This window comes from Neoroseomonas terrae (assembly GCF_018129025.1).
Classification (GTDB): Bacteria; Pseudomonadota; Alphaproteobacteria; order Acetobacterales; family Acetobacteraceae; genus Neoroseomonas; species Neoroseomonas terrae.
The window spans coordinates 180,531-204,927 of sequence record NZ_JAAEDI010000004.1; the positions used below are offsets into that span (position 1 = coordinate 180,531).

Sequence of the window (24,397 nt, forward strand, 5' to 3'; positions counted from 1 at the left end):
GCGATGCACGCGATCCGGGAGATGGGATCAGGCGCGCTGCCTGAGGGCATGTGCCGTCGACACCCGCGCCGCGATGGCGGCCCGGATGCGGTCGAGCGCGGGACCTTCGGTCAGCAGCGGTGCACAGGCGCGTTCGGCGTAGCTGCCGTCCCGGTGGGAGAAGTCCTTGATCAACGCGACGACGTCGCCGTTGTCGAAGCTCTGCCGGTTGCCGTCGTCGAGATAGGATTCCGCCGGTACGCCGTTCGCGATGAGCACGGCATGCTCCTCGAGCTCCACATGCCAGTAGGTGACATGCGGCGTGTGGCGTTCCTGCGTGATGGTCTCATCGTTCACCAGAAGATGCGCCGGGACCAGGTTGCCGTCGATGAACAGCGCATGCTCCGGGGAGACGCGCAGGTCGCGGGCAGGCGCCCCGTCTCCCAGCGCCTCGGCGCCGATGCGGATCGGCGCGACGGCCGCGCGGCGCGGATGGGCGGCGAGGTCCACCCGCGAATGGCCGATCCAGGTGATCGGCATGAAGACGCTGCGGCCCTTGTTGCAGGCGACGGCCAGATCTCCGATGCGCAGAGCCTCGACCGCGACCTCCCCGCGGGCTGTCATGATCCTGGTGCCTTCGGCGAAGCAGGGGAGGGGCGTGGAGGATTCGACGATCTTCGCGCCGCTGACATAGAGGTGGTCGCCGCCTTCCTTGAAGTCGACCCGCGTGAAGATGCCATCCGTCGAGGTGGTGTAGCCGCCGGGCGCATAGACCAGCACCTGGTCCTTGCCGACCCCGCCGAAGATCGTGTCGTCCCCGTCACCCTGATTGTAGAAGAAGGTGTCGTCGCCGCTGCCGCCGACCAGCAGGTCGTTGCCGGTACCGCCGCTGAGCACGTCGTCGCCGCGGCCGCCGATCAGGACGTCGTCGCCGGTGCCGCCCAGCAGGCTGTCATCTCCGTCGCCGCCATAGAGCAGATCCGAGGCGCCCTCGCCTAGCAGCGTGTCGTTGCCGCCCTCGCCATCCGCGACATTCCAACTGTTGGAGCCGGTGTAGGAATCGTCCCCATCCGTGGGGCCGGGGCCGGGCGTCCAATTTCCTGTCATGCGGCGGGTCATCCTTTCGATTGAAGTTCTCGGAAGCGTCTTCGTCTGCTTCCGATCCAGTTTCGACGTGGAAAAGCTGCGGATTAACGCCGGAAGTCGCAATACAGACTGGCTGAATTTGCAATCAACTTACTGAAAAGCGATAATAAAATAGTGATCAGACGAGTGGATATTGGTCGGATTTACCAGCGTATTTGTTGATTGTGGCGCCAATATACACGGCATGGGGGCGCGGAAATATTACTGAAGTCTTGATAATAGAGTTCAGGGGGAGATCGCTATTGATGGTCGTGAAACTCTCTCGCGATGCAAGTTCAAGGCGATCGAACCCGATGGTTCACGCGCCGCCGCAGGGCGGCCTTCGCGCCATCCCGACGAGCAGGTAAGATCGGCGCCATGAACGCCCGCATGACACCCCTCGCACGTCGCCTTCTGGTGACGGCCGTGCTCCTGGCCGGCGCCTGCGAACAGCGCCCGCCCGTCCCCATCACCTATGTGCCCCAAGGGCCGGCCGTCGCCGGGGGTGCGACGCCGGCGGAACAGGACTCACGCCGGCTGAACCGCGTCATGCAGCGTGACGAGCGTGCGGATCGAGCCGCGGATGCGGATCCCTATGCGGCCGCCATGGCGGGCACGCCCACGCCCTCGACCCAACTCGAGGTCGGCGGCAACGAGCCGGAATCGGACGTCCCGCAGATTTCCATCCCCTTCAGCGGGATCTGAGAGACCCTTCGGAAACGCGCCTCGCGGCGCCTTTCCGTGTCCGGCGCCGAACCGCATCGCCACCCGGCCAACCCCTGTCAGGCGAGGGTGCCGGCGCTTCCAAACACCGTTTGAATGGACCCCGCATTCGCCGAACGGACCGCACCACGGGGCAGGTGCCGATCCGACGGCGAATGCTTCAGACCACGTCGGCGAGGCCCTCCGCCTGGCGGCGGAACAGGCCGGCGTAGATACCCTCCGGCCGTGCCAGCAGCGCGGCATGGCTGCCTTCCTCCGCCACGCGGCCACGGTCGAAGACCAGAATGCGGTCCATCGCGCGCACCGTGGACAGCCGGTGCGCGATCACCAGCGCGGTGCGGCCCTTCAGCAACCGCTCCATCGCGTCCTGGATCATCGCCTCGCTTTCGGAATCGAGCGCCGCCGTCGCCTCGTCCAGAACCAGGATCGGCGCATCGGCCAGGAAGGCGCGGGCCAGGGCGATGCGCTGGCGCTCGCCGCCCGACAGCTTCACCCCGCGCTCGCCGACCAGCGTGTGCATGCCGCGCGGCAGCCGGGCGATGAAGCCGTCGGCATGCGCCAGGCTCGCGGCGCGCAGGATCTCAGCCTCGGACGCACCCGGGCGGCCATAGGCGATGTTCTCCGCGATCGAGCGGTGGAACAGTACCGGTTCCTGCGCGACGACCGCGATCGAGCGGCGCAGGCTTGCCTGAGTCACGCCGGCAATGTCCCGCCCGTCGATGGTGATGCGCCCCTCGGTCGGGTCGTGCAGGCGCTGCAGCAGCTTCACCAGCGTGGATTTGCCCGACCCCGAATGGCCGACCAGCCCGATGCGCTCGCCACCGGCGATGCGGATGTCGAGGTCGCGATAGAGCGGCGTGACGTGGCCGCCATAGCGGAAGCCGACATGCTCGAACCGGATGGCGCCTTCGGTCGCGCGCAGCGGTGCGGCACCCGGCGCGTCGGCGATCGCCGGGCGCGTGGCTTCCAGCGCGACCGCGTCCTCCAGCTCGTTCACGCTGCGCTGGAGGTTGCTGATGTGATAGCCGACATCGCGCAGATAGCCCTGCACCACCAGGTACATGGTCAGTGCCGCCACCACGTCGCCGGGCGTCGCGTGCCCCAGGTGCCACAGCAGCAGCGCTGCGCCGATCACGGCGCCGCGCAGCAGCAGCAGCATCGCATCCTGCGCCGCATTCGCCGCGGTGCCGCGCAGCCAGGCGCGTTCGGTCCGCTGCCGCCAGCGCCGCAGCAGCCCGCCGAGCAGCGCATCCTCCCGCGGTTCCGCCGCGAAGGACTTCACCACGGCGTTGGCGCCGATCGAATCCGACAGCGCGCCGCCGAGCCGGCTGTCCCAGCGGTTGGACAGCCGCGAGGCCGGTGCGACCCACAGGATCGACAGCCCCGCCGTCAGCCCGATATGCGCGAAGGCACCGAGCAGCACCACGAGGCCGAGCCAGGGCGACAGCGTGGCCAGCATTCCCGCCGCGGCGACCAGCACGACGAAGGAGGGCAGCAGCGCGATCAGCACGGTGTCGTTCAGCAGGTCGATCGCCCACATGCCGCGCGAGATCTTGCGCACGGTGGACCCCGCGAAGGTCTCCGCATGCCAGTCAGCCGAGAGGCGCTGCACGCGCGCAAAGGTGTCGTGCGCGAGGCCGGTCATGTTGCCGAGCGTCAGGCGGATCACCGCGCGGATGCCGCCATAGCGCAGGGCCGCCATCCCGGCGCCGAGCGCCACCATGCCGGCGAGCAGCCACATCGACCTGCCGAACGCATCGGGCGCGCCGGTGCTGACGGCATCCGTCAGCCGTCCGGCGAGCAGCGGCATCGCGACATCGCACAGCACGGCCGCGAGCATCAGCGCGACGCAGAGCGGGGCGGTCATGCCCTCCCGCCGCCAACGGGCCAGGATGAAACGCAAGGCGGCGCGGAACGGGTCCGCCTGCCCGGAATCAGGATTTGCCATGGTCAGGGCACGGCCGAGGCCGTGTCTCTTTCAATCAGGGGGAATGGAAGGAAGGGCACCGGCAAGGAAGCCGGGCAGGGCGGCGCTCGTGCCTAGGCGAGCCGCGGAGCGTCGGGCGGGCGATGGGAATTCATCCGACACTCCTTTCCTTCAAGGTTGAACCGTAGCGTGGACACAGACATAGACAGGCGTCCGGCCGCCGCCAAGGCACGAGCATGTTACACCATCGATACCCTTCGCCGCAACGTCGCAGCGCGCTAATGTCCTCTGACGCCGATCGACGAGAAGGATGCCCATGCACCGCACCACCTTGATGGCCCTCCTGCTCGCGACCGCCTGCGCCGAGCCGCCGCCGGCGCGAATTGTTGCCCCGAGCGCGCCGCTGCCGGCGCCGGTGCCGATCGGAACGCCGGAGGAGCAGGCCGCCCGCCGGCTGCAGCGTGCGCTGGGCCAGAGCGGGCAGGGCGACCCCGCGCGCCAGACCGGCGAACCGCGCCAAGCGCCGTTCGACATCGGCGGGCAGGGACAGGGGCCCGTCATGCCGGATCAGGTATCGCCGGCGTTTCGCGGGCTGTAGCGGCGTCCGGCCGCCGGCGCTACTCGGCGGCGAGCCGCATCCGGCCGCCGCGTGCGGCCACGACCGCGAGCAGTGCCTGCGATACCGCCGCCTGGCACGGTTCGATCACCGGCACGCCGCAGGCCTCCTCGGCGAAGTCCCGGTGTCCCGCCATGCCGGCGCAGCCGAGGATCACCGCCTCCGCGCCCATCGCCACGAGCTCTTTCGCGGCCTCGGCCAGCCGGGCGCGCGGCGCGACCGGGTCGGTCAGCACTTCCATGTCGAGGTTGAGCGGCATGGTGCCGGCAAGGCGATCATCCACCCCCATCGCCTGCAAGGCCCGGCGCTGGCGCGGCTTCGACTTGTCGGTGAAGGCGATGATCCCGAAGCGTTCCCCGCGCATCATCGCCGCCGCGACGGCGCAGCGCAGCGGGCCGAAGACCGGCCTGTCGGTCACGGTGCGGACGGCTTCGAGCCCGGGGTCGGAGACGCAGCCGATGATGTAGGCGTCGGCCGCCTCGCGCTCGACGGTGCGGCAGAGCGGCTCGGCAATGCCGTACCAGTCGCGCCAGGTGACGATGGCGGGCGGTCCTTCCTCCAGCCGGATCACGTCCAGCCGTGGCAGGCCGGGCGCGGCGAAGGGCGCGATTGCGGCGGCGATCCCGTCCGTGCAGGACAGGCTCGAATTCGGATTGATCACCAGGATGCGTTCGGCCATCCGCCATCCTCGCGCCGGTCGCATGCCTGGTTCAAGCCCTGTCCTGGCCCTAGATGCTTGAATGACGGTCGCCGGGCGTGCATCATGCTGCAACGCACAATGGGCGCCGCCAGAGCCCCGCGAAAGGAACGCCAATGCCCTGGGACTCGCAGCCCGCCAGCCCCGCGGAAGCATCGGTCCGGCTGCCCGTCGGGACGATGCTGGTGCGCGGGGCCATGGGACGCTGCCCGGTCTGCGGCCGGGGCCGGCTGTTCAACGGCTATCTGCGTCTGGCCGACGAATGCTCGAACTGCCACGAGCCGCTGGGCCGCATCCGCGCCGATGATGCGCCGCCCTACTTCACCATCCTGATCGTCGGACATGTGCTGGTGCCCTTCGTCTTCATGGCGGAGAAGGCGTGGTACCCGCCGATGTGGCTGCACATGGCGCTCTGGCTGCCGCTCTTCGCGGTTCTCAGCGCGCTGTTCCTGCGGCCGATCAAGGGTGCGGTGGTGGCCTGGATGCTGCGGCTCGGCCTGACGGGCACCGAACACGGGGCGCCGATCATGCCGGCCCCGCCGCGAGAGGGCTCGCCGGATGCCTGACCAGCGCCTCATCCGCCTCGAACTGCCCGAGGAACCGCCGGCGCCATCCGCCTTCGCCGAGGCGGACCGCCGCCAGGCGATCGCGGACCTGCTCGCGGCCAACAGCTTCGATCCGCCGGACCTGCCCCCCGGCCCCTACGCCCTGGTGGTATCGGTGCGGGAGGGGCGGCTGGTCCTCGACATCCGCGACGTGGACAACCGGCCGCTGCATGTCCTGGCGCTGGCGCTCGGCCCCTTCCGGCGGCTGATCAAGGACTACCACATGGTGGTCGAGGCGCATGAGCAGGCGGTGGCCGAAAGCGGCCCGGAAAGCCGCGTCCAGGCGATCGACATGGGTCGCCGCGGCCTGCACAACGAGGGGGCGGAGCTGCTCCGGCAGCGCCTCAAGGGCCGGATCGAGGTGGATTTCGAGACGGCGCGGCGGCTGTTCACCCTGCTCTGTGCGTTGCACCAGCGGATTTAAATTGACCCTGGAGGCTGGCGCCGCCATCCGGCTGTTGCAGCCGTGGTGGGGGGCTGCGCGTTGCTGACGCGTCCCCGGCGCGCGAACGACGAAGGAGAGGCAATGAAGATCGACGGCACCTGGTATCGCAGCGTGCGCGTGGATGCGGAGGATGGCTGGTCCGTCCGCATCCTCGACCAGACGAAGCTGCCCTGGCAGGTGGAATGGCTGCGTTTGACCAATGAGGACCAGGTCGCCCGCGCCATCCGGTCCATGCAGACGCGCGGCGCACCGCTGATCGGCGCGACGGCGGCTTATGGCGTGGCGCTGGCGATGCGGCGCGATCCCGGGACGTTGGAGGAGGTGTGCCGTCGCCTCGCCGGCACGCGCCCCACGGCGATCAATCTGCGCTGGGCGATCGACCGGATGCTCGTTGCGCTGCGCAACCAGCCGCCCGATGCGCGCGTCGCCGCCGCCTATGCCGAGGCCGCCGCCATCGCCGACGACGACGCCGCGACATGCGAGGCGATCGGCCGTCACGGCCTGCCGCTGTTGCAGGAAATCGCCAGCCGCAAGCCGAACCAGCCGGTCAATGTGCTGACTCACTGCAATGCCGGCTGGCTGGCGACGGTGGATTGGGGCACGGCGCTCGCGCCGATCTACATGGCGCATGATGCCGGCCTGCCGATCCATGTCTGGGTGGATGAGACACGGCCGCGCAACCAGGGCGCCGCGCTGACCGCCTTCGAACTCGGCGCGCATGGCGTGCCGCATACCGTCGTGACGGACAATGCCGGCGGGCACCTGATGCAGCATGGCGAGGTCGATATCGTCATCGTCGGCACTGACCGCGTGACGCGCACCGGGGACGTCGCCAACAAGATCGGCACTTACCTGAAGGCGCTGACCGCGAAGGACAACGGCGTGCCCTTCTGGGTGGCTCTGCCGCATTCGACGCTCGATATGCGCGTCGGCGACGGCGTGACGGAGATCCCGATCGAGGAACGCAGCCAGGCCGAGGTGACGGACCTGACAGGCCGGACCAGCGACGGCCGGATCGAGACGATCCGCGTCGTCGCCGGCGGCAGCCCGGCCGCCAACCCGGCCTTCGACGTGACGCCGGCACGGCTGGTGACGGGGCTGATCACCGAGCGCGGCCGCATCGCCGCGACCGGAGAGGCGATTGCCGCGATGTATCCCGAGAAGGTCGCCGAGCCCGCTTGACCGGCCGCGCCGCGGGGGCAGGATCGCGGCCATGGAAACGCTCAAGGAACTGGCCGAGGCCCTCGGCCCGCGGAACTGCCTGACCGAAGCTGGCGATGTCGCGCCCTATGCGGTGGATTGGCGCCAGCATTGGCATGGCACGCCCGCCGCCGTGTTGCGCCCGGGCACGACCGAGGAGGTAGCGATCGCCATCCGCGCCTGCGCCGCGGCCGGTCTGGCGGTGGTGCCCGCTGGCGGGCGCACCGGGCTCTGCGGCGGCGCGGTGGCGCCGGCCAACGGACCGCCATCGGTGGTGCTCAGCCTCGAGCGCCTGAACCGCATCCGCAGCGTCGATGCGCGGGACTTCTCGATCGTCGCCGAGGCCGGCTGCATCGTGCAGAACGTGCAGCAGGCTGCCGCGGCGGTGGACCGGCTGTTCCCGCTGTCCTGGGGTGCGCAGGGCTCGGCCATGGTGGGCGGCGCGCTGTCCACCAATGCAGGCGGCATCCGCACGCTGCGCTGGGGAAATGCGCGGGACCTGGTGATGGGCCTCGAGGTCGTGCTGCCCGATGGCCGCGTGCTGAACGACCTCCGGCGCGTGCGGAAGGACAATTCCGGCTACGCGCTGCGCCACCTGTTTCTGGGCGGGGAGGGGACGCTCGGCGTCATCACCGCCGCCGCCCTGCGCATCGTGCCCGCGCTGAAGCGTGTCGAGACCGCCTTCGTCGCCGTGCCATCGCCGGAGGCCGCGCTGAACCTGTTCTCCCGCGTCATGGAGAGCGGTGCCGACGTCATCGCCTTCGAACTCATCATCGGCGAATGCATGGACATCGTGGAGCGCAACGGCATCGGCATCCGCATCCCGCTGCCGGTGGGCAGCCCGTGGTACGTGATGGTCGAACTCGCCGCCGCGCATCCTTCCGTGCCGCTGCGGGAGATGCTGGAGGACACGCTGGCCGCGGGCGCCGAGGCGGAGGACGTGCTCGACGCCGCCATCGCCGACAACGAGGCCCAGCGCGCCATGATTTGGCGCATCCGCGAGGACTGGCCGGATTGCGGCCGGCGCGAAGCGCCGACGATCAACACCGACACCGCCGTGCCGGTCTCCGCCGTGCCCGAGTTCTGCGCGCGGGTGAAGGCGGCGCTCGCAGAGCGCTGGCCAGAGGGCCGACTGATCGCGATCGGCCATGCCGGCGACGGCAACATCCATGTCAGCCTGATGGCGCCGCGCGGCACGAGCTACGCCGATTGGACGGCGCGGGCGCGCGATGCGGAGGGCATCGTGAATGCCATCTCCGTCGACCTCGGCGGCTCTTTCTCCGCCGAGCACGGCATCGGGCAGTCGAAGCGCCATGCGATGGCGACGCACAAGGACCCCGTCGCGCTCGGCGTGATGCGCGCCGTCAAGGCGGCGATCGATCCGCGCGGCATGATGAACCCCGGGAAGATGCTACCCTGACAGCATGGGGTTCGAGGATGTCGCACCGCGCCTGGTCGCCGCCTTGCTGCGGGGCGCGGCGATCGGCCATGGAGCGCCCGTACCGGCAGCGTTCCGCTGCGCGCATGGCGTGCCCATGATCCGCGGCCTCCTCCTGACCGGCTGCCTGGCCGGCCTCGTCGCCTGCGCGCGGCCCGCGCCGCCGCCGGAGCAACCGACGCATCGGTGCTACGAGATTCCGAACGGCCTCGCGGCCTGCGACCCGATCAACCCGGAGCCGGCGCCGGCCCGTTGAGCAGCCCGCCCTTCACCAGCAGATCCGCCGTCGCCGGGCTGAACGCCGCCGGGATGTCATAGACCAGCGCGATCCGCAGCAGCGCCTTCACATCCACGTCGTGCGCCTGCGGCGTCAGGGGATCGGGGAAGAAGATCAGGGCGTGGACCTCGCCCTCGGCGATCATGCCGCCGATCTGCTGGTCGCCGCCGAGCGGGCCGGACTTCACCGCCCGGATCGGCAGTTCCGGCGATTGCGCGCGAATGGTCGCCCCCGTCGTCGCCGTGCTGACGATGGCGTGCGGTGCGAGTTCCGCCGCATGCCGCGCCACCCAACCGGCGAGTGCCGGTTTCATGCGGTCATGCGCGACGAGAGCGAGGGTGATCGGCATCGCGCGGAGACTCCAGGGAACCGGCGCGCCGATCCTAGAGCGGTTCCACCCGATGGCGGAACCGCTCGGGGCGCAACGCGTGCTACCGGTTCTGGTCGACCCGGCGGAAGCGCTGCACGCGCTGCCCGGTGTCCACCTCGCTGATGTAGATGTTGCCAGTGCTGTCGACCGCGATGTTGTGCGGCACCATGAACTGGCCGGCGTAGCGGCCCATGCGGCCGAAGGTGGACAGCACGGCGCCGTCGCTCCGCCGCAGCACGCGCGCGACGGAATTGGTGTTGTCGGCGCTGAACAGGAAGCGCTGCTCCGGATCGCGGGAAGGCACGACATCGGCGATGGCGCCGTTCAGCAGGGTCTCGCGCGCGACGAAGAATTCCTGCACGAAGGTGCCGTCGCGGCGGAACACCTGCACGCGGTTGTTGGCGCGGTCGCAGACATAGACCAGGTTGTCACGCGTCAGCCGCACGCAGTGCACGGGGCTAGCGAAGCTGCGCGACGGCGGCTGGGCGGGGTTGTAGGCCGGCAGCGGATTGTCGTTCGGCCGCTCACCATAGGCACCCCAGTGTCGCAGATAGGCGCCGGTATCCATGTTGAAGACGATGACGCGGCGATTGCCGTAGCCATCGGCCACGAAGACCTCCCGCGTCCGCACATCGACCTCGGTGTCGGCGGGGCGGTTTAGGTTGGCCGTGTCGTTGCTGCCGGTCGAGGCGCCGGCGCGGCCGATCTGCATCCTGAACTGGCCGTCCAGGCTGAACTTCAGCAACTGGTGGTCGCGCGGGCCGTTGCCGGCGAGCCAGACATTGTCCTCGTCGTCCACGTAGATGCCGTGCTCGCTTTCCGGCCACTCAAAGCCCTGGCCCGGACCGCCCCAGGAGCGGATGAGGTTGCCGGCCATGTCGAAGACGAGAACGGGCGGCGCGGCGACGCAGCAGATGGTGGGCTGCGGCGTGCGGCCGGCCAGCACCTGGCGTTCCTGCAGCGAGCGAGGGCGATGGACGATCCAGATATGGTCGCGCCGGTCCACGGCGACGCCGGCGACCTGGCCGAAGATCCAGTTGTTCGGCAGCGCCTTCGGCCAGTGGGGGTCGACGGCGAAGCCGGGCGGCGCCTCCTCGGGCGGGTGGCTGTGCTGCTGCGCGGGGGCAGCGGTCGCGGAGAGGAGGAGGGCAGCGGCGACCAGCAGGCCCCGGCGCCAGTGGCGAAGCGGCGACATGATGCGTTCCTTCCCATTGGGCACTGTCGGCCCATGAATCCGAACGGTATCGCTGCAACGGATGGTTGAGGAAGATGGGTGCGCCCCGCGCGCGCGGTCACAATGCCGCGCGGCTCAGGCGGGCGGCACCTCGCCGACGTCACGGAACACCGGCTTGCCGGCCGCGGCGAAGCGGGCGAGTTCGGCATCCGCCCCGGCACTGCCCCCGCCGATCCGCAGCACCGCGTCGCAGCGATCGGCGAGCGCGAGGGAGAGCGGCATCATCACCTCGTCGAAGGCATCGCCTTCCGCCGTGGCGATGATGGGCAGCGCCATGTTCACGCCGATCACCGGCACATGGCCGAGGCGGAACAGCGCGAGTGCGGCGCGGTTCATCTGCGCCGGCCGCGCCGCGCGCATCGCGGCATCCGCGCCGCCGGCGGTATAGGGGCCGGCGACCATGATCCACATCAGCCGAAGGTCTCCAGCAGGTCGTCCACCTGCGCGGGTGTCAGGGTGCGGGCGGGCGTCCCGCGCAGCAGCAGGGCGAGGCGCGCGGATTCCTCCAGCTCCTCCGCTGCCGCGACGGCATCGGCCAGGGTCTTTCCGCTGACGACCGGGCCGTGATTGGCGAGCAGCACGGCCTTGGCGGTTCTCGACGCTTCGTGGATGTCGGATTCCATCGCCGCGTCGCCGGGGCGGTAATAGCGGATGACCGGCAAAGACCGCCCGACGCGCATGACGAAATACGGCGTCAGCGGCGGGATCGGCGCCGTCTCGCCCGGCTCGGCGAGGCAGCCGATGGCGGTCGCATAGGTCGAATGCAGATGCACGACGGCACCGGCATCCGGCCGCGCCGTCAGCACCGCGCGGTGCATGAACACTTCCTTCGACGGCTTGTCGCCGCCGACATGCGACCAGTCTGAGCCCAGCTTGCTGATCCGCGCGGGATCGAGCCGCCCGAGGCAGGAATTGGTCGGCGTCATCAGGTAGCCGTCCGGCAGCCGCACGCTGATGTTCCCCGCCGTGCCGACCGAATATCCGCGCTGGAACAGGGAGGCGCCGAGCATCGCGAGCTGCTCGCGGATCGCCGGCTCATCCATGGTCGAACGCCTTCAGGAAGAAGTCCCGCGCGCCGAAATTGCCCGACTTCAACGCGAGGTGCAGGCCCGTCGGGTTGGCGTAGGTCCAGGGCACGCCCGGGTCGATCTCGGGCCCGATGCGGAGCGACGTCACACCAAGACGCGTGACGACGGCGCCGGAGGTCTCGCCGCCCGCCACCACCATGCGGCCGACGCCACGTTCCACCAGCCCCGCGGCGATGGTGGCGACAGCCTCTTCGACCAGCGCGCCGGCGGCGTCGCGACCGAGCTTCGCCTGCAACGCCGCGACCTTGTCCGGTGTGGCGCTCGCCGCAATCACGACGGGGCGTGCGGCGTCGAGCTTGCCCTCCACCCAGGCCAGCGCCTGCGCCGCCATCGCCGCCGCGTCGGGCGTGGCGAGCGCATCCAGCTCCAGCACCGGCACATGGTCCCGTGCCACGCCGATCTGCCCGAGCGTCGCGCGCGAGCACGACCCGGCAACCACCGCCGCCGCACCCTTCGCGGCCGGCAGCGCATCCGCATCGGCGCGCGCGGGCAGCAGGCCGGCGCGGCGGAAATTCTCGGGCAGGCCCATCGCGACGCCCGACCCGCCGGTGACGAGCGCATGCGGCGCGACGGCCTCGCCGATCGCCATCAGATGCGCATCCGTCACCGCATCCACGATCGCCCAGCGCCGGCCGGATTCCGTCAGCCGCGTCATCTCCCGCCGGATCGCCGCGGCACCCTGTTCCACCGTGTTGAAGGGAACGAGCCCGACGCCGCCCTCCGCCTGCCGCGACAGCACGCGCACCAGGTTCGGATCGGTCATCGGGGTGAGGGGGTGGTTCTCCATCCCGCTCTCGCTCAGCAGCGCGCCGCCGACGAACAGATGGCCGAGATAGATGGTCCGCCCATTGGTCGGGAAGGCCGGGCAGGCGATGGCGAAGCCCGAGCCCAGCCGCTTCAGCAGCGCGTCGCCCACCGGGCCGATATTGCCTTCATCCGTGCTGTCGAAGGTCGAGCAGTATTTCCAGAAAAGCTGCTTCGCACCGGCGGCGGTCAGCGCATCGCAGGCCGTGAGCGATTGCCCCACCGCATCCGCGACCGGCGCGGTGCGGATCTTCAGCGCGATGATGACGGCATCCGCATCCGGCAGCTTGTCTTCAGGCACGCCGATGACCTGAACGGCCGACATGCCGCCCTTGACCAGCGTGTTGGCGAGGTCCGTCGCCCCGGTGAAATCATCGGCGATGCAGCCGAGCAGCAGGGGCATTGCGTGCCTTCCTTCAGAAGATTGGCGTTCCATCCTTGCGGTAATAGACGCTCTTGCCGTCCTCACCGGGCAGGATCATCAGGTCGTCGTCGGGGTAGATCACCTTCTCGAACAGCGTGCGGTCGCCGATCTCGAGGTAGAGACAATCGGCATCCCCACGATTCACCAGATGATGCGCATCCCAGGTGCCGGCGCGGAAGCCGGCGCACATGCCGGCCGCCATCGGCGTCTCCCCGGCATCCGTCACCAATGTGCACGACCCTTCGAGGATGTAGACGAACTCGTCCTGCTTCTCATGCGCATGGCGCAGCGCGGAGGCGGAGCCCGGCGGCAGTCGCGTCAGGTTCACGCCGAAATTCCGCAGGCCGAAGCGGTCGCCGAGGATGCGCTTCTCGCGCCCGCCGATCTTGTCCACGAGGTCCGCCGGGTAGGTCGACGGCCGCGCGCGCGGCGGCACCTCGATGGCGGTCAGGGCGACGGGCGGCGGCGTATCGCTCATGGACGGTTCCCTCGGATCAGCCCAGCCGGCCTTCCAGCCGGGCCTTCATGTGCATCCTGGCCGTCGCACCACTCACTCAATCGGGGGGCAGCGCCAGCAGATCCTGATGGCCGATCATGACCGACAGCCGCCGCGCCATCGCCTGGTCCGCGCGCGCCTTGGACCAAGCGAGGATGGCATCGAAGCGGCGCCGTTCCCAGGGCAGCGCCGCCTTGGCGTGGCCTTCGGCGATCATGCCAGCCATCTCGCGCGACCGCCGGTCGATCCGCCAGTCGGACGCGGTGCGCAACACCGTGTAGCCCTGCGCGGCGAAGGCGGTTGCCAGCGCCTCGGTCGCCGCGGGGCCGAGGGCGGTTCCGCCAAACCCCTTGTCGCGCCGCTGGTCGCGGCGGAAGCCGCGCATCACGATGGCGTCGATCGGGTGCGGCGGCAGGAAGCGCTCCCGCCCCGTGACATTCAGCGAGGCATAGAAGGGCAGGCGCCGCGCCGCGCAGGCCGCCGCCATGCGCGTCACCCAGCCGCGCGAGACGAGGTCGCACAGCGCCGAGCACACCACCGCATCGACGCGGTCCAGCGGCAGCACGTCAGGCGCGTCGGCAAGGTCGGCGAGCAGCCCCTCGACCCGCCAGGCGCCGCCCGGCGTGTGCACCAGCAGCGTCTTCTTCCCCGGGAAGGTCGCGTTGAGGCCAATCGCCTCGGCGCGCTCGGCCATGGTGTCGAAGGCGCGTGACATCAGCCCGGCATCGGCATCGACCATCGTCCAGGCCTGGGCGCGGTCGATGATGGGCCCGAGCCAGCGGATCAGGCTGCCGGTGCCCGAGCCGAGATCGAGCAGCCGCGGACGCGCCGGCAGGGCCTCGGCAAGCGCGATGCCCAGTTCCAGGTCGCGCGCGACGGCGTCGTAGGCTTCCCGCAGGTCCAGCCAGTCGCCGTCGAAATCCTCCGCCATCAGGCGTGGGCCTTGGCGATTTCGGCGCGGAAGGCCTCGGCGCGGTCCGGCCAGCGCGGCAACGCCTGACCGCCGGCCCAGGCGGCCTCCGCCATGGCGGCGCGCAGGTCGGCGTCGAAGATCGCCCGGCGCATGCCCTTCGACAGGGAGGTGTGGTCATCGACCGGGGACACGATGGCCGCGCCTGGCACCACCACCTCGGCGATCGCGCCGCCGGCGGTGATGGCGAGCGGCAGGCCGCGGGCCATCGCCTCCGCCGCGGCCATGCCGTAGCCCTCCCATTTCGTCGCGAGGGCAAACAGGTCGGCGCGGTGGTACAGCGCCTCGAGCGCCGCGCCGTCGACCTCGCCGGCGAAGGTCACGCGCTGCTGAATGGCGAGTTCCTCGGCCAGCGCGCGCAGGCCATGCGCATGGGTCGCGTCGCGTCGTTCGTCGCCGACGATGGTCAAGGTCCATTCGAGGTCGGTTAGGCGGGCTAGGGCACGCAGCAACACGTCATGCCCCTTGCGCGGCACCAGCGTGCCGACGGACAGGATCGCGCAGCCCGGCCCGCCTGAGCCCGCGGCGCGCGGCGCTTCCTCGGTGCCGGGTTCGACGACGCCGATGCGGGTAGGATCGGTGCCGAACTCCTCCGGAAGCCGCCGTGCGGTCAGTGATGAGGTGCAGACGATGCGCGCCATGGCGGCGTACAGCGCGCGTTCCTGCGCCTTCAGCACCGTGCGGGTGGCGTCGGGGAAGCCGTGTTCAAGCGCCGTCGGGTGATGGATCAGCGCTACGGCGCGGCGCGCCGCCAGCTCCTGCGCCAACGGCAGGAAGGCCGGCAGGCCAAGGCCGTCAATGACGATACGCGCATCGTCCGGCAAACCCTGCAACGCCGCGCGCGCGCCGTCGGTGGCGGCCTCGTCCGGGCTGGGGTGGCTGCCGGGCAGTTCCACGACCTCGACCGTCTCGCCCAGGGCGCGCAGCCCGTCCACGATGCGGCGGTCATAGATGTAGCCGCCCGAGATCGCGTCGAAGGGGCCGGGGACGAGGAAATGCACCCTCACGCGGCGGGCGCCCCTTCATAGGCCGCCCAGGCGACATGGCTCTCGCGTAGCAGGATCTTCAGCCCCGTCACCGCCCTGCCGCCGTCACCCAGGCGCCCTTCCGACAGTGCCGCCGAGAGCAGCCCGTGGATATGCGCGCAGAGAAACTCCGTCGTCGTGTTCTGGCCCGCGAATTGCGGCTCGGCATCCAGGTTGCGGTAGTCGAAGCCGTCCAGGATGCGGCGCAACTCCACCTTCGCCGCCGCGATGTCCACCAGCAGGTTCAGATGGTCCAGCCGTGGTGCGCGGAATTCCGCCTCCACCACGAAGGTCGCGCCGTGCAGGCGCTGCGCCGGGCCGAATTCCTCCCCACGGAAGGAATGGGCGATCATGACGTGGTCGACGACGGTCAGGCTGAACATGCCGCCTGTTTAGCCGGCGGCCTGCGTCACGTCACGCGCAGCGTCTCATGACATGGGCATGACCGCGAAGGCGACGAGGAACGCCACCACGACGGTGATCAGCGACACCAGCAGCACCCACCGCATCGTGCCGAGCGTCTTGCCTTGCCGTACGCGCGTGGTGTCGCTGCGGGCATCGGGCGGCAATCGCGACTTGTCGGACATGGCCCGGTTCCTTTCCTTGAATCTGAAAAGGAAACGCCTTGCCATTGGCCCAGTTGCCTATCCGCCGTAGGTGATCACCGGGCAGGGCGGGGCGAGGCCATCTTCCGGCGATGCATCGAGCAGCCGGGGCATCGATTCCGCCAGCGCGGCGAAGGGCGTCAGCGGCCCAAGCAGCCCGTCCAAGCGCGGATCGGCCAGCAGCGAAAGCGCCAGCGCCATCCGCTCGCCATGCGTCCGCCGACCCCGCATCGCGGGTGCGACGGCACCGACCTGGGTCGAGACGATCGACAGCCGCTTCGCATGGAACGCTTCCCCCAGCGGCAGTACCGCTTCTCGCGTGCCATACCAGGACGCCTCAACGATGCGGGCCTCGAAGGCGCAGAGCGTGAGCGCCAGGCGCAGCCCGGCCGGATCGGCGCTGGCATGGATGATGAGGTCGCGCTCCCCCGGTGCCTCCTCCGGCATGACGAAGGTCGCGCCCAACGATTCGACCAGCGCGCGGCGGCGCGGATCGAGATCGCAGACCGCGACCTCCATCCCGGGCATGCGGGCGAGCAGCGCCGCCGCCAGCAGCCCGACCACGCCGGCGCCGATGACCAGCGCCCGCTCGCCGGCAAGGGGCCTCGCATCCCACAGGATGTTGACCGCCGTCTCCATGTTGGCGGCAAGCACCGCCCTGGCATCCGGCACGCCATCGGGCACGGGGATGCACATCGCCGCCGGGGCGAGGAAGCGGTCCTGGTGCGGGTGCAGACAGAAGACGCGCCGGCCGAGCAGCGCGGCCGGCCCGTCCTCGACCACGCCGACGGCGCTGTAGCCGTACTTGACGGGGAAGGGGAACGCGCCGGCCTGGAGCGGGCAGCGCATGGCCGCATGCTGGCTCTCTGGCACGCGGCCCTGAAGCACGAGCCGCTCCGTCCCGCGCGAGATGCCGGTGGCGAGCGTGCGCACCAGCGCCTGGTCCGGTGCGCGGGGCGGCAGCCCTTCCTCCCGGATTTCGCAGCGCCCCGGGGCGACGGTCCAGAGCGCGCGTGCGATCATTCCCGGCACCCCGGCCGTGCCCGACCGACCGGGATGTCGAGCAGGATGTCCGGCGCGATGTCGTGCACCGTCCAGGTGAAGCGCATGCCATCCGCGATGCGCGGCACCGCCGGCAGGGTGAAGGCCGGAATCCCCGAGCCGAGCAGCACCGGTGCGACCGTCACATGCAGGTGGTCCAGGCAGCCGGCGGCCAGGAAGCGCGAGACGGTGACGCCGCCGCCCTCGACGAAGATGCGGGTGAGGCCGCGCGCGGCAAGGGCGCGCAGCAGCGCCGCGGGCGCGATGCCGCCGCCCGGCTCGCGCGGCAGGCGCAAGACCTCCGCCGTGCCGTGCCGGTCCGCGCCGGTGGCGTCCGCCGCGCAGGCCAGCAGCGTCGGCGGTCCTTCGCGGAACACGCCATAGTCGCTCGTGAGCCGCCGTTCGGTGTCGATCACGACGCGCAGCGGGTTGGGGCCCGGCACCTTCCGCGTGGTCAGCCGCGGATCGTCGTGCCGCACCGTGCCGGCGCCGACGACCACGGCATGGCACAAGCCCCGAAGGCGGTGCGTGTGCAGGATGTCGCCCGGCCCGCCGATCCATTGGCTCGACCCGCCAACGGTTGCGATGCGGCCGTCCAGCGTCTGCGCCAGCCGACCAACCACGCGACAGCCGTCAGGCGCTACAGGCGGGGCCAGCAGTGGGGCGAACATTGGCGCCAGCACGCCGGCCACCGGCCCACCGTCGCGGGCAGCAAGCAGCGCGATCCAATCCGGGTCGTCCGGCGGCGTGTCCATCGTCGCGCCTCATGCCCGAAGCCGGGGGCGGGCGCCAGGGCGGACGGAGGGCGGTGGGCCTTACAGGTCGGAGGGGCGCCGCCCCTCCGAACCACCCCGCCAGGGGGTTGGACCCCCTGGACCGCAATCCGTTGGTGCCGTGCATGGCGGGCTTGCTGTCCCCTCCAGGCGCGTTTGGTGCGCATGGTTGAGTTCCGGCATCCAGTCTGCCCGTGACGCACTACACCAAGTGGAGGTTTGCAAAGGCCCTTCGGCCTTTGCTGGGGTGGTTTGGAGGGGCAAAGCCCCTCCAACTTGGCTACGGCGACCCGATCCCGATCGGCACCCATTCCAGCACCAGCTCGGCGAGCAGCCCCGCCGCGATCGGCAGCGGCAGCGCGGCGATCATGCGCATCGCAACGAAGCGCCAGCCGAGCACCGGGTATTCCCAGGTGATGATCCGATGCACCGCGAAAATCGACCAGCCGGTGATCAGCGCCGCCATCTGCGGCACGCCCGCGCCGGCCTTGGTGAAGGCCAGCACGAGCGGGAAAGTCACGAAGGGCCCGCCCGGCATGAAGCCGCCGGCCACTGAGGCGACGACGATGCCCAGGAAGCCGGAATCCGGCCCGATCCAGGTAACCGCCGCATCGGCCGGCATCAGCTCGGCGAGGAAGGCCGCCATCGGCAGCGCGACGCAGAACAGCGGCAGGATCTTGCCGAGGCTCTGCCCCGTCTCGGCGCCGACGCGGCGCAGAGTGCCGGGTCCGCGCCGCAGGCAAAAGCCCAGCGCGACCAGCGCCAGCAGCCACAGGAAGGCCTGCCCGCCGGTCATCGCGGCGGCTCCCAGGCGATGGGCAGCTTGCGGGCGATCCAGCCGGCGACCATCGGCATCGGCAGCGTGATCAGCGTTCGCATGACGGCGAATTCGGGGCCGAGCAGCGGGACTTCGTAGACCAGCAACTTCTGGAAACCGTTCAGCGACCAGCCGAGGATGTAGGCGACGAGCGCGCCGCGATCCGCACCGGCGCTCGCCAGCACCAGCACCAGCGGGAAGGCCGCCATCGGCCCGCCCGGCGTGAGCGTGCCGGCAACCGTCGCGACCATCAGGCCGAACCAGCCGCTTTCCTCGCCCATCCAACGCGCAAGCGCGCCGGGGGACACCAGCTGCCGCAGCGCGGCGGCGAGCAGCAGCCCGGCCAGCAGCGACGGCATGATGAACAGGAACAGCTCCCACGCATGATACAGCGCGCGGCCGACGGCGGGGCCGCCGTCGCGCTGCCACAGCGCGGCCGCGGCCATCGCGCAGATGGTGCCGATCACCATCAGGCTGGCATGTCGACGCAGAAGGTTGATCACGCGCGCAACCTGCGCCGCGCGGCACGGCCCGACAAGCCTTCGGGCCCGTCAGGCGAATACGCTCGGCTGCCACCAGCCATCGGTCCCGGACATGGCTCGTCCCTTTACGCGCACCATCCCATGGCGCCGTTGCTGTGGCGCGCATCAGCGAGCCGGTCGGTCGCCAAGGCCGTCGATGCCCTCTCGGCTTGGCGCCATCCGCGGCGGCGCGCCGCGGAAGCGCGCTGCTAGCGGTCTGTCGACGGTAGCGTGCTCTGTGAACTGCCGGTCGAGATCGCCGCACGCGAGCGTGCGGCATGGCTCGGCTTTCGCGTCAGGCGGCATCGGATGCGGCCGGGGAGCACGCACCGCTGAGCATAACCGCCCGCCGTCGAGCAGCGATCCGGGTGGTGGCTACGACCTGCACGAGCCCTGGGCCGCGTCCGCTAGCGTTGGCTCACGGCAACGGCTCCAGGGCTTTGGGCACCTTCACGCGATCAGGCGAGTGCTCCTGGTGGGGGTCTGCCTTAAACAGCGGAATCCACAGGCCGGCGCAGCAGCGCGTCGAAATAGGCCACCGTGCGACGGAGCCCGTCCTCGAGCGGCACCAAGGGTTCCCAGCCGAGCAGCTGCTTCGCAAGGCCGATGTCAGGGCAGCGCCGCGTCGGATCGTCCTGCGGCAGTGGCCGCTTCTCGAGCTGCACCCCTTCGCCGCACAGCGCGATCACACGCTCTGCCAGCTCACGCACCGTGATTTCATGCGGGTTGCCGAGGTTGACCGGGCCGGTGATGTCGTCGGGCGTCGCCATCAGCCGCATCAGCCCCTCGACGAGGTCATCCACGAAGCAGAAGGACCGGGTCTGCGTGCCCTCGCCATAGATCGTCACCGGCTGGCCCTGCAGCGCCTGGACGATGAAGTTCGACACCACGCGCCCGTCCTGCGGATGCATGCGCGGCCCGTACGTGTTGAAGATGCGCGCCACCTTGATGCGCACGTTGTGCTGGCGGAAATAGTCGAAGAAGAGCGTCTCGGCGCAGCGCTTGCCTTCGTCGTAGCAGGCGCGCGGCCCCAGCGGGTTGACCGAGCCGCGGTAGTCCTCGGTCTGTGGATGCACTTCCGGGTCGCCATAGACCTCCGACGTCGAGGCCTGCAGAACCTTCGCCTTCACGCGCTTCGCGAGGCCGAGCATGTTCAGCGCGCCGCTGATGCTCGTCTTCGTCGTCTGCACCGGGTCGAACTGGTAATGCACCGGGGAGGCGGGGCAGGCGAGGTTGTAGATCTCGTCCACCTCGACATAGAGCGGGAAGGTCACGTCGTGCCGCATCGCCTCGAAGCGCGGATGCGGCAGCAGGTGGGAGATGTTGTCCCGCGTGCCCGTGAAATAGTTGTCGACGCAGAGCACCGAATCGCCACGCGCGAGCAGCCGCTCGCAGAGATGGGACCCGATGAAGCCGGCCCCGCCCGTTACCAGCACGCGCTTGCGCGAGATCATGCCGCCCTGTGCTCCCTGGTTACAGTAGCTTCGTCGCCCGTCATGCCCGGGCCCGCCAGCGCGCGAGATCGGCTTCCACCATCTCCGCGATCATCGCCTCCAGTCTGGTCTCCGGCGACCAGCCGAGCTTCGTTCTTGCCCGCGACGCGTCGCCCACCGTCACGTCGACATCGGCCGGGCGAAGGAAGGCGGGGTCGACGCGGACATGGTTCTCATAGTCCAGCCCGACATGGGCGAAGGCGATGCGGCAGAGATCGCGGATCGAGGCCGCACGGCCCGTTGCCACGACGTAGTCGTCCGCGCGGTCCTGCTGCAGCATCAGCCACATGGCCTGCACGTAGTCCCGCGCATGGCCGAAATCGCGCCGCGCCTCGAGGTTGCCCATCGGCAGCTCGGTCGCGAGGCCGAGGCTGATGCGCGCCGCCCCGTCGGTGATCTTGCGCAGCACGAACTCGATGCCGCGCAGCGGGCTGTCGTGGTTGAACATGATGCCGTTGCAGCCGAACAGGCCGAAGGCGTCGCGGTAGTTCTGCACGAGGCAATGCGCGAAGACCTTGGCCGAGGCATAGGGGCTGCGCGGATGGAACTGCGTGGCCTCGTTCTGAGCCGGCGTCTCGGCGCGGCCGAACATCTCCGAGGAACTGGCCTGGAAGTAGCGCGCCTTGGGGGCTGCGATCCGTACTGCCTCCAGCATGTTCGCGGTGCCGATCGCCGTCACCTGCGTCGTCAGCAGCGGCTGGTCCCAGGACATGCGCACGAAGGACTGGGCGGCAAGATTGTAGATCTCGTCCGGCTTCACCTTGTCGAGCAGGCGGATCAGGGAGGACAGGTCGATCAGGTTGCCATCGACCATGGCCACCGCGCCCTCGCAGCCGAGCCGCCGGAGGCGCTCCTGCACCGCCTCCGACCCGCCATGGCGGTGCAGAAGGCCGTAGACCTCGTATCCCTTGCCCAGCAGCAGCGCCGCGAGATAGGCGCCGTCCTGACCCGTCACCCCGGTGATCAACACGCGCGCCATATGGTCCCGGATCCGCCCTTCGTCGTGTCCGTGAACCCTTACACGCTGCCGCGCCCGGCAGCCAACCGGGGGAGGCCGGTCAGGATGGCTGGGCGACCGGCTGCGCGATCTCGACGGGCTGCGCCGCAGCCGTGCCGGCGCGGAAACGCATCTCGGCCGTCACGCCGGATTCGGGGAAGTGCAGCCGCACCGTCGCCCCGGGCCCGAGGTCATGGGCAAGTCCGCGTTCCAGCAGGCGCATGCCGAAGCCGCGCCGCTCGGCCGCCGGGGGCGCCACGGCAGGGCCGCCGCTCTCGCGCCAGTCCAGCGTGGCGATACCGTCCTCGCCCAGGCTCCAGGCCACCTCGACCTCACCGCCCGGCTGCGACAGCGCGCCGTGCAGCGCTGCATTCGTGGCAAGTTCGTGCAGGGCGAGAATGATCGACTGGCTCTGTCCCGCGGTGACCTGAATCCGGCCCGACCCGCCGAAACGGATAGCGCGGCCGGCCTCGATCGACGGCGCGAGCCCGGTACGCACCACGCGCGCCAGGTCGACCTCCTGCCAGCCCTGGTCGGCGAGCAGGTCATGCGCGCGCATCAGCGCCTGCAGTCGCCCGGCGAATTCGCGCCCGAGCCCACCCTGGGCACCACGCTGCCCACGCAGCGACTGCGCCGCGAGGGACTGCACGGTCGCCAGCGTATTCTTCACACGATGATTGAGCTCGGTGACGAGCAACTCGCGCGACTGCTCGGCCCGCACGCGCTCGGTGACATCCTGCATCACGGCGGAGACGCCGGTCACCTTGCCGTTCGCATCCTTCACGGGGTGGCAGGAGGCGAGCCAGTGGCGGATATGCAGTGCCGAGCCCGGCGCCGGCCCGGAACAGGTGACGTCGAGTTCAGGCCGGCCGGTCGCGAAGACGCGCCGCTGCGCATCCTCGAGCGGGCGGGCAAGGCCCTCGGGCATCACCTCGTGCGGGGCCCGGCCGATATGAGATTCCGGCGGCGCGCCGCTGATCGCAGCGAAGCGGGCGTTGACGTTGACGAATCGGAGGGCCGAATCGACCAGGGAAAGGCCGACCGGGACGGTGTCGTAGACGGCGCGCAACTCGGCGACCGTCTGGCGCACCTGGGCGTCGTTCACCTGCCGCGCCGTGCCCGCGCCGCGCGCGTCGGCGACGTCATGAATGGCGCCGACCCACTCGATCAGCTGACCCGCCTCGTCCGGGATCGGCACGCCGGTCGCGCGCACCCAGCGCCAATCCGCCGAATCGACGGCCGTGCGCAGCCGGAACTCGACGCCGATGGCGTTACGGGCGACCAGGCTGCGGCCCCACTCCGCCAACGTCGGGGCGCGGTCGTCCGGGTGCAGCATGTTGAGCCAGCCGTCGCCACGGAAGGCTGGCGCGGTCTGCCCGGTGAGTCCGGCCCAGCCGGCCGCCTCGATCCAGCCGCCGGCGGGATCGGCGCGCCAGAGCACGATGGCCCCCGCCTCGGCCAGGCCGCGCAGACGCCGCTCGGTCGCCGCCGCCAACGTATCGGCGGCAGCCAGGGCAGCGCCGAGCGCGGCGAATTCCCTGATCGGGCCAAGATTCGGCAGCGGCGGGGCGGGTGCATCGCCGGCAGCGGCATCGGCGCGTGTCCGGGCGTGGCGCTGCAGGGCCAGCACCGGCTCGCTCAAGGCGCGCCCGGCCCGGGCCCGCAGCAACAATGCGACGGCAACGGTGAGCCCGAGGCAGAGCGCCACCCAGGGCAGAAGCCGGCCCGCCAGGGATGTCGCGAAATCCGCCCGCCGCCAGGTGACGAGCCGCCAGTCCGGCGCCTCTGCGAGGTTGCTGACGGTGAATCGGACCCGGTCGCCAAGGCTGCTCGTGCCGATCTGCGCCGTGCCGCGCGGGGCGGCCGCAAGCACCGTCCAGTCGGGCAGGTCGGCAACGCCGCCGGCAATCGTCGCGATGGGTCGCCAGCGGCTGTCGAACAGGACGGCCGGACCCGTCCCCGCGGCGGCGGCGAGCCGTTCGGGAGACAGGGTGATGCTCAGCACGCTGGTCGTGCGGCCTTCGCGCAGCACCGGCACCATCAGCATCGGCTGGGTGGGGGGCGCGACCGGCGCGCTGCCCACCGGTCCGCCGCCGCTGACCCGCGCCCGGCCGGTCTCGACCGCCCAAAGACCTGCTGCGACCGCGGGGGTGGAACCGAGAGGCGTCCCGAAGGGCTGGGCGGTATCGATCAGCAGGCCGAGCCCGCGGTCCAGGACGCCGATCTCCGCGCCGACGCTGCGGGCCACCTGCCGGGCGGCGGCATCGACGCCCGCGAGGTCAGCGGCGTCCATCTCTCCCCGGCCGGCGGCAAAGGCTTCCAGGATCAGGCGGCGGGATTCGATCTCGGCATCGACGCCCTTCACGGCCGCCTCCGCCTGGGCAACGGCACGCGCACCGACCGCCGCGCCCTCATTCCACCAGTACCAGGCACCAATGGCCGTGGCACCGAACAGGAGCGGCAGGGCGGTGCCAAGCAACAACGCGCCCAGGCGCCCGCGAATGGTCGCCAGCCCGCGTCCAACACCGTCCGCCCCGATCGCGCCGCTCTGCACAACCTTCCTCGCGGGCAATCAGAAACGCTTGCCCTGTTGCGACTTTCAATCAACGCGCGACGAACCGCAAGGCAAAGAGCCGTGATGACGGTTATGCGAGCAAGACCTGCACCGCCGCGCGATATAGTGATATGCTCGCGGTGATGTTACGAG

27 protein-coding genes are annotated in these 24,397 nt (G+C 70.4%); 7 read left to right on the top strand and 20 right to left on the bottom strand.

From position 1 onward, the window contains the following. Positions 1–27: 27 nt before the first annotated feature. A complete protein-coding gene (locus GXW78_RS04760; protein ID WP_211866494.1) occupies positions 28–1,086 on the bottom strand; it encodes a Hint domain-containing protein in 1,059 nt (352 codons plus the stop codon). Between the two features lie 396 nt (positions 1,087–1,482). Here GXW78_RS04760 and GXW78_RS04765 point away from each other — a divergent pair, with 396 nt between their 5' ends. Beyond that, positions 1,483–1,809, top strand: a complete 327-nt coding sequence (locus tag GXW78_RS04765; protein WP_211866496.1) for a hypothetical protein — start codon at positions 1,483–1,485, stop codon at positions 1,807–1,809. A 178-nt stretch (positions 1,810–1,987) separates the two neighbouring features. Here GXW78_RS04765 and GXW78_RS04770 read toward each other — a convergent pair whose 3' ends face one another. Further along, positions 1,988–3,775 carry an ABC transporter ATP-binding protein gene (locus GXW78_RS04770; protein ID WP_211866498.1) on the bottom strand — a complete coding sequence of 596 codons (1,788 nt, stop codon included), beginning with the start codon at positions 3,773–3,775 and terminating at the stop codon, positions 1,988–1,990. Positions 3,776–4,070: 295 nt separating this feature from the next. Here GXW78_RS04770 and GXW78_RS04775 point away from each other — a divergent pair, with 295 nt between their 5' ends. Then, positions 4,071–4,352 (top strand): hypothetical protein, encoded by a 282-nt coding sequence (locus tag GXW78_RS04775; RefSeq protein WP_211866500.1) that lies wholly within the window; start codon positions 4,071–4,073, stop codon positions 4,350–4,352. 19 nt (positions 4,353–4,371) lie between these two features. Here GXW78_RS04775 and GXW78_RS04780 read toward each other — a convergent pair whose 3' ends face one another. Next, on the bottom strand, positions 4,372–5,049 hold the full coding sequence (locus GXW78_RS04780) for an aspartate/glutamate racemase family protein (RefSeq protein ID WP_211866502.1): 678 nt from the start codon (positions 5,047–5,049) through the stop codon (positions 4,372–4,374). Between the two features lie 134 nt (positions 5,050–5,183). Between GXW78_RS04780 and GXW78_RS04785 the strand changes: the two genes are divergently transcribed. The 5 genes from GXW78_RS04785 (at position 5,184) to GXW78_RS04805 (ending at position 9,011) form a co-directional block, all read left to right on the top strand. Further along, the gene (locus GXW78_RS04785; RefSeq protein WP_211866504.1) at positions 5,184–5,633 is read left to right on the top strand and encodes a DUF983 domain-containing protein; all 450 of its coding nucleotides are present in this window, start codon (positions 5,184–5,186) and stop codon (positions 5,631–5,633) included. Then, positions 5,626–6,096 (top strand): UPF0262 family protein, encoded by a 471-nt coding sequence (locus tag GXW78_RS04790; protein ID WP_211866506.1) that lies wholly within the window; start codon positions 5,626–5,628, stop codon positions 6,094–6,096. Before GXW78_RS04785 ends, GXW78_RS04790 begins: the two co-directional genes overlap by 8 nt. A gap of 102 nt (positions 6,097–6,198) precedes the next feature. Further along, the gene (gene mtnA, locus GXW78_RS04795; RefSeq protein WP_211866509.1) at positions 6,199–7,299 is read left to right on the top strand and encodes an S-methyl-5-thioribose-1-phosphate isomerase; all 1,101 of its coding nucleotides are present in this window, start codon (positions 6,199–6,201) and stop codon (positions 7,297–7,299) included. A 31-nt stretch (positions 7,300–7,330) separates the two neighbouring features. Further along, on the top strand, positions 7,331–8,737 hold the full coding sequence (locus tag GXW78_RS04800; RefSeq protein WP_211866510.1) for an FAD-binding oxidoreductase: 1,407 nt from the start codon (positions 7,331–7,333) through the stop codon (positions 8,735–8,737). A 4-nt stretch (positions 8,738–8,741) separates the two neighbouring features. Then, a complete protein-coding gene (locus GXW78_RS04805; protein ID WP_211866511.1) occupies positions 8,742–9,011 on the top strand; it encodes a hypothetical protein in 270 nt (89 codons plus the stop codon). Here the strand turns inward: GXW78_RS04805 and GXW78_RS04810 are convergent. The 17 genes from GXW78_RS04810 to GXW78_RS28210 form a co-directional block, all read right to left on the bottom strand. Further along, complete coding sequence (locus tag GXW78_RS04810) at positions 8,983–9,381, bottom strand: methylglyoxal synthase (RefSeq protein WP_211866525.1); 399 nt, start codon at positions 9,379–9,381, stop codon at positions 8,983–8,985. The two genes, GXW78_RS04805 and GXW78_RS04810, sit on opposite strands and share 29 nt — an antisense overlap. 82 nt (positions 9,382–9,463) lie before the next feature. Next, the gene (locus GXW78_RS04815) at positions 9,464–10,597 is read right to left on the bottom strand and encodes an NHL repeat-containing protein (protein WP_211866527.1); all 1,134 of its coding nucleotides are present in this window, start codon (positions 10,595–10,597) and stop codon (positions 9,464–9,466) included. A gap of 114 nt (positions 10,598–10,711) precedes the next feature. Beyond that, positions 10,712–11,047, bottom strand: a complete 336-nt coding sequence (locus GXW78_RS04820) for a DUF1937 family protein (protein WP_211866530.1) — start codon at positions 11,045–11,047, stop codon at positions 10,712–10,714. Next, positions 11,047–11,679: a 3-oxo-tetronate 4-phosphate decarboxylase gene (otnC, locus tag GXW78_RS04825; RefSeq protein ID WP_211866532.1), complete on the bottom strand. Its 633-nt coding sequence runs from the start codon at positions 11,677–11,679 to the stop codon at positions 11,047–11,049. The genes GXW78_RS04820 and otnC overlap by 1 nt, the downstream gene beginning before the upstream one ends. Beyond that, positions 11,672–12,931, bottom strand: coding sequence for a 3-oxo-tetronate kinase (gene otnK, locus GXW78_RS04830; RefSeq protein ID WP_211866534.1), 1,260 nt, complete (start codon positions 12,929–12,931; stop codon positions 11,672–11,674). Before otnK ends, otnC begins: the two co-directional genes overlap by 8 nt. A 13-nt stretch (positions 12,932–12,944) precedes the next feature. Continuing rightward, a complete protein-coding gene (locus tag GXW78_RS04835; RefSeq protein ID WP_211866536.1) occupies positions 12,945–13,430 on the bottom strand; it encodes a cupin domain-containing protein in 486 nt (161 codons plus the stop codon). Positions 13,431–13,506: 76 nt separating this feature from the next. Beyond that, positions 13,507–14,379: a class I SAM-dependent methyltransferase gene (locus GXW78_RS04840; RefSeq protein ID WP_211866538.1), complete on the bottom strand. Its 873-nt coding sequence runs from the start codon at positions 14,377–14,379 to the stop codon at positions 13,507–13,509. Further along, positions 14,379–15,425 (bottom strand): glycosyltransferase family 4 protein, encoded by a 1,047-nt coding sequence (locus GXW78_RS04845; protein ID WP_211866540.1) that lies wholly within the window; start codon positions 15,423–15,425, stop codon positions 14,379–14,381. Before GXW78_RS04845 ends, GXW78_RS04840 begins: the two co-directional genes overlap by 1 nt. Beyond that, positions 15,422–15,826 (bottom strand): 6-pyruvoyl trahydropterin synthase family protein, encoded by a 405-nt coding sequence (locus tag GXW78_RS04850; protein ID WP_211866542.1) that lies wholly within the window; start codon positions 15,824–15,826, stop codon positions 15,422–15,424. Before GXW78_RS04850 ends, GXW78_RS04845 begins: the two co-directional genes overlap by 4 nt. 45 nt (positions 15,827–15,871) lie before the next feature. Then, positions 15,872–16,030, bottom strand: coding sequence for a hypothetical protein (locus tag GXW78_RS04855; RefSeq protein ID WP_211866544.1), 159 nt, complete (start codon positions 16,028–16,030; stop codon positions 15,872–15,874). A gap of 57 nt (positions 16,031–16,087) precedes the next feature. Beyond that, positions 16,088–17,071, bottom strand: coding sequence for a zinc-dependent alcohol dehydrogenase (locus GXW78_RS04860; RefSeq protein ID WP_211866546.1), 984 nt, complete (start codon positions 17,069–17,071; stop codon positions 16,088–16,090). Beyond that, the gene (locus tag GXW78_RS04865) at positions 17,068–17,844 is read right to left on the bottom strand and encodes a RibD family protein (protein ID WP_211866548.1); all 777 of its coding nucleotides are present in this window, start codon (positions 17,842–17,844) and stop codon (positions 17,068–17,070) included. Before GXW78_RS04865 ends, GXW78_RS04860 begins: the two co-directional genes overlap by 4 nt. 298 nt (positions 17,845–18,142) lie before the next feature. Beyond that, a complete protein-coding gene (locus GXW78_RS04870; RefSeq protein ID WP_211866551.1) occupies positions 18,143–18,658 on the bottom strand; it encodes a hypothetical protein in 516 nt (171 codons plus the stop codon). Beyond that, positions 18,655–19,182 (bottom strand): hypothetical protein, encoded by a 528-nt coding sequence (locus GXW78_RS04875; protein WP_338147687.1) that lies wholly within the window; start codon positions 19,180–19,182, stop codon positions 18,655–18,657. Before GXW78_RS04875 ends, GXW78_RS04870 begins: the two co-directional genes overlap by 4 nt. Positions 19,183–19,688: 506 nt before the next feature. Then, positions 19,689–20,654 (bottom strand): UDP-glucuronic acid decarboxylase family protein, encoded by a 966-nt coding sequence (locus GXW78_RS04880; protein ID WP_211866553.1) that lies wholly within the window; start codon positions 20,652–20,654, stop codon positions 19,689–19,691. A gap of 40 nt (positions 20,655–20,694) precedes the next feature. Beyond that, a complete protein-coding gene (locus GXW78_RS04885) occupies positions 20,695–21,672 on the bottom strand; it encodes a GDP-mannose 4,6-dehydratase (protein WP_211866555.1) in 978 nt (325 codons plus the stop codon). 79 nt (positions 21,673–21,751) lie between these two features. Next, positions 21,752–24,244: a PAS domain-containing protein gene (locus tag GXW78_RS28210; protein WP_211866557.1), complete on the bottom strand. Its 2,493-nt coding sequence runs from the start codon at positions 24,242–24,244 to the stop codon at positions 21,752–21,754. Positions 24,245–24,397 lie beyond the last annotated feature (153 nt).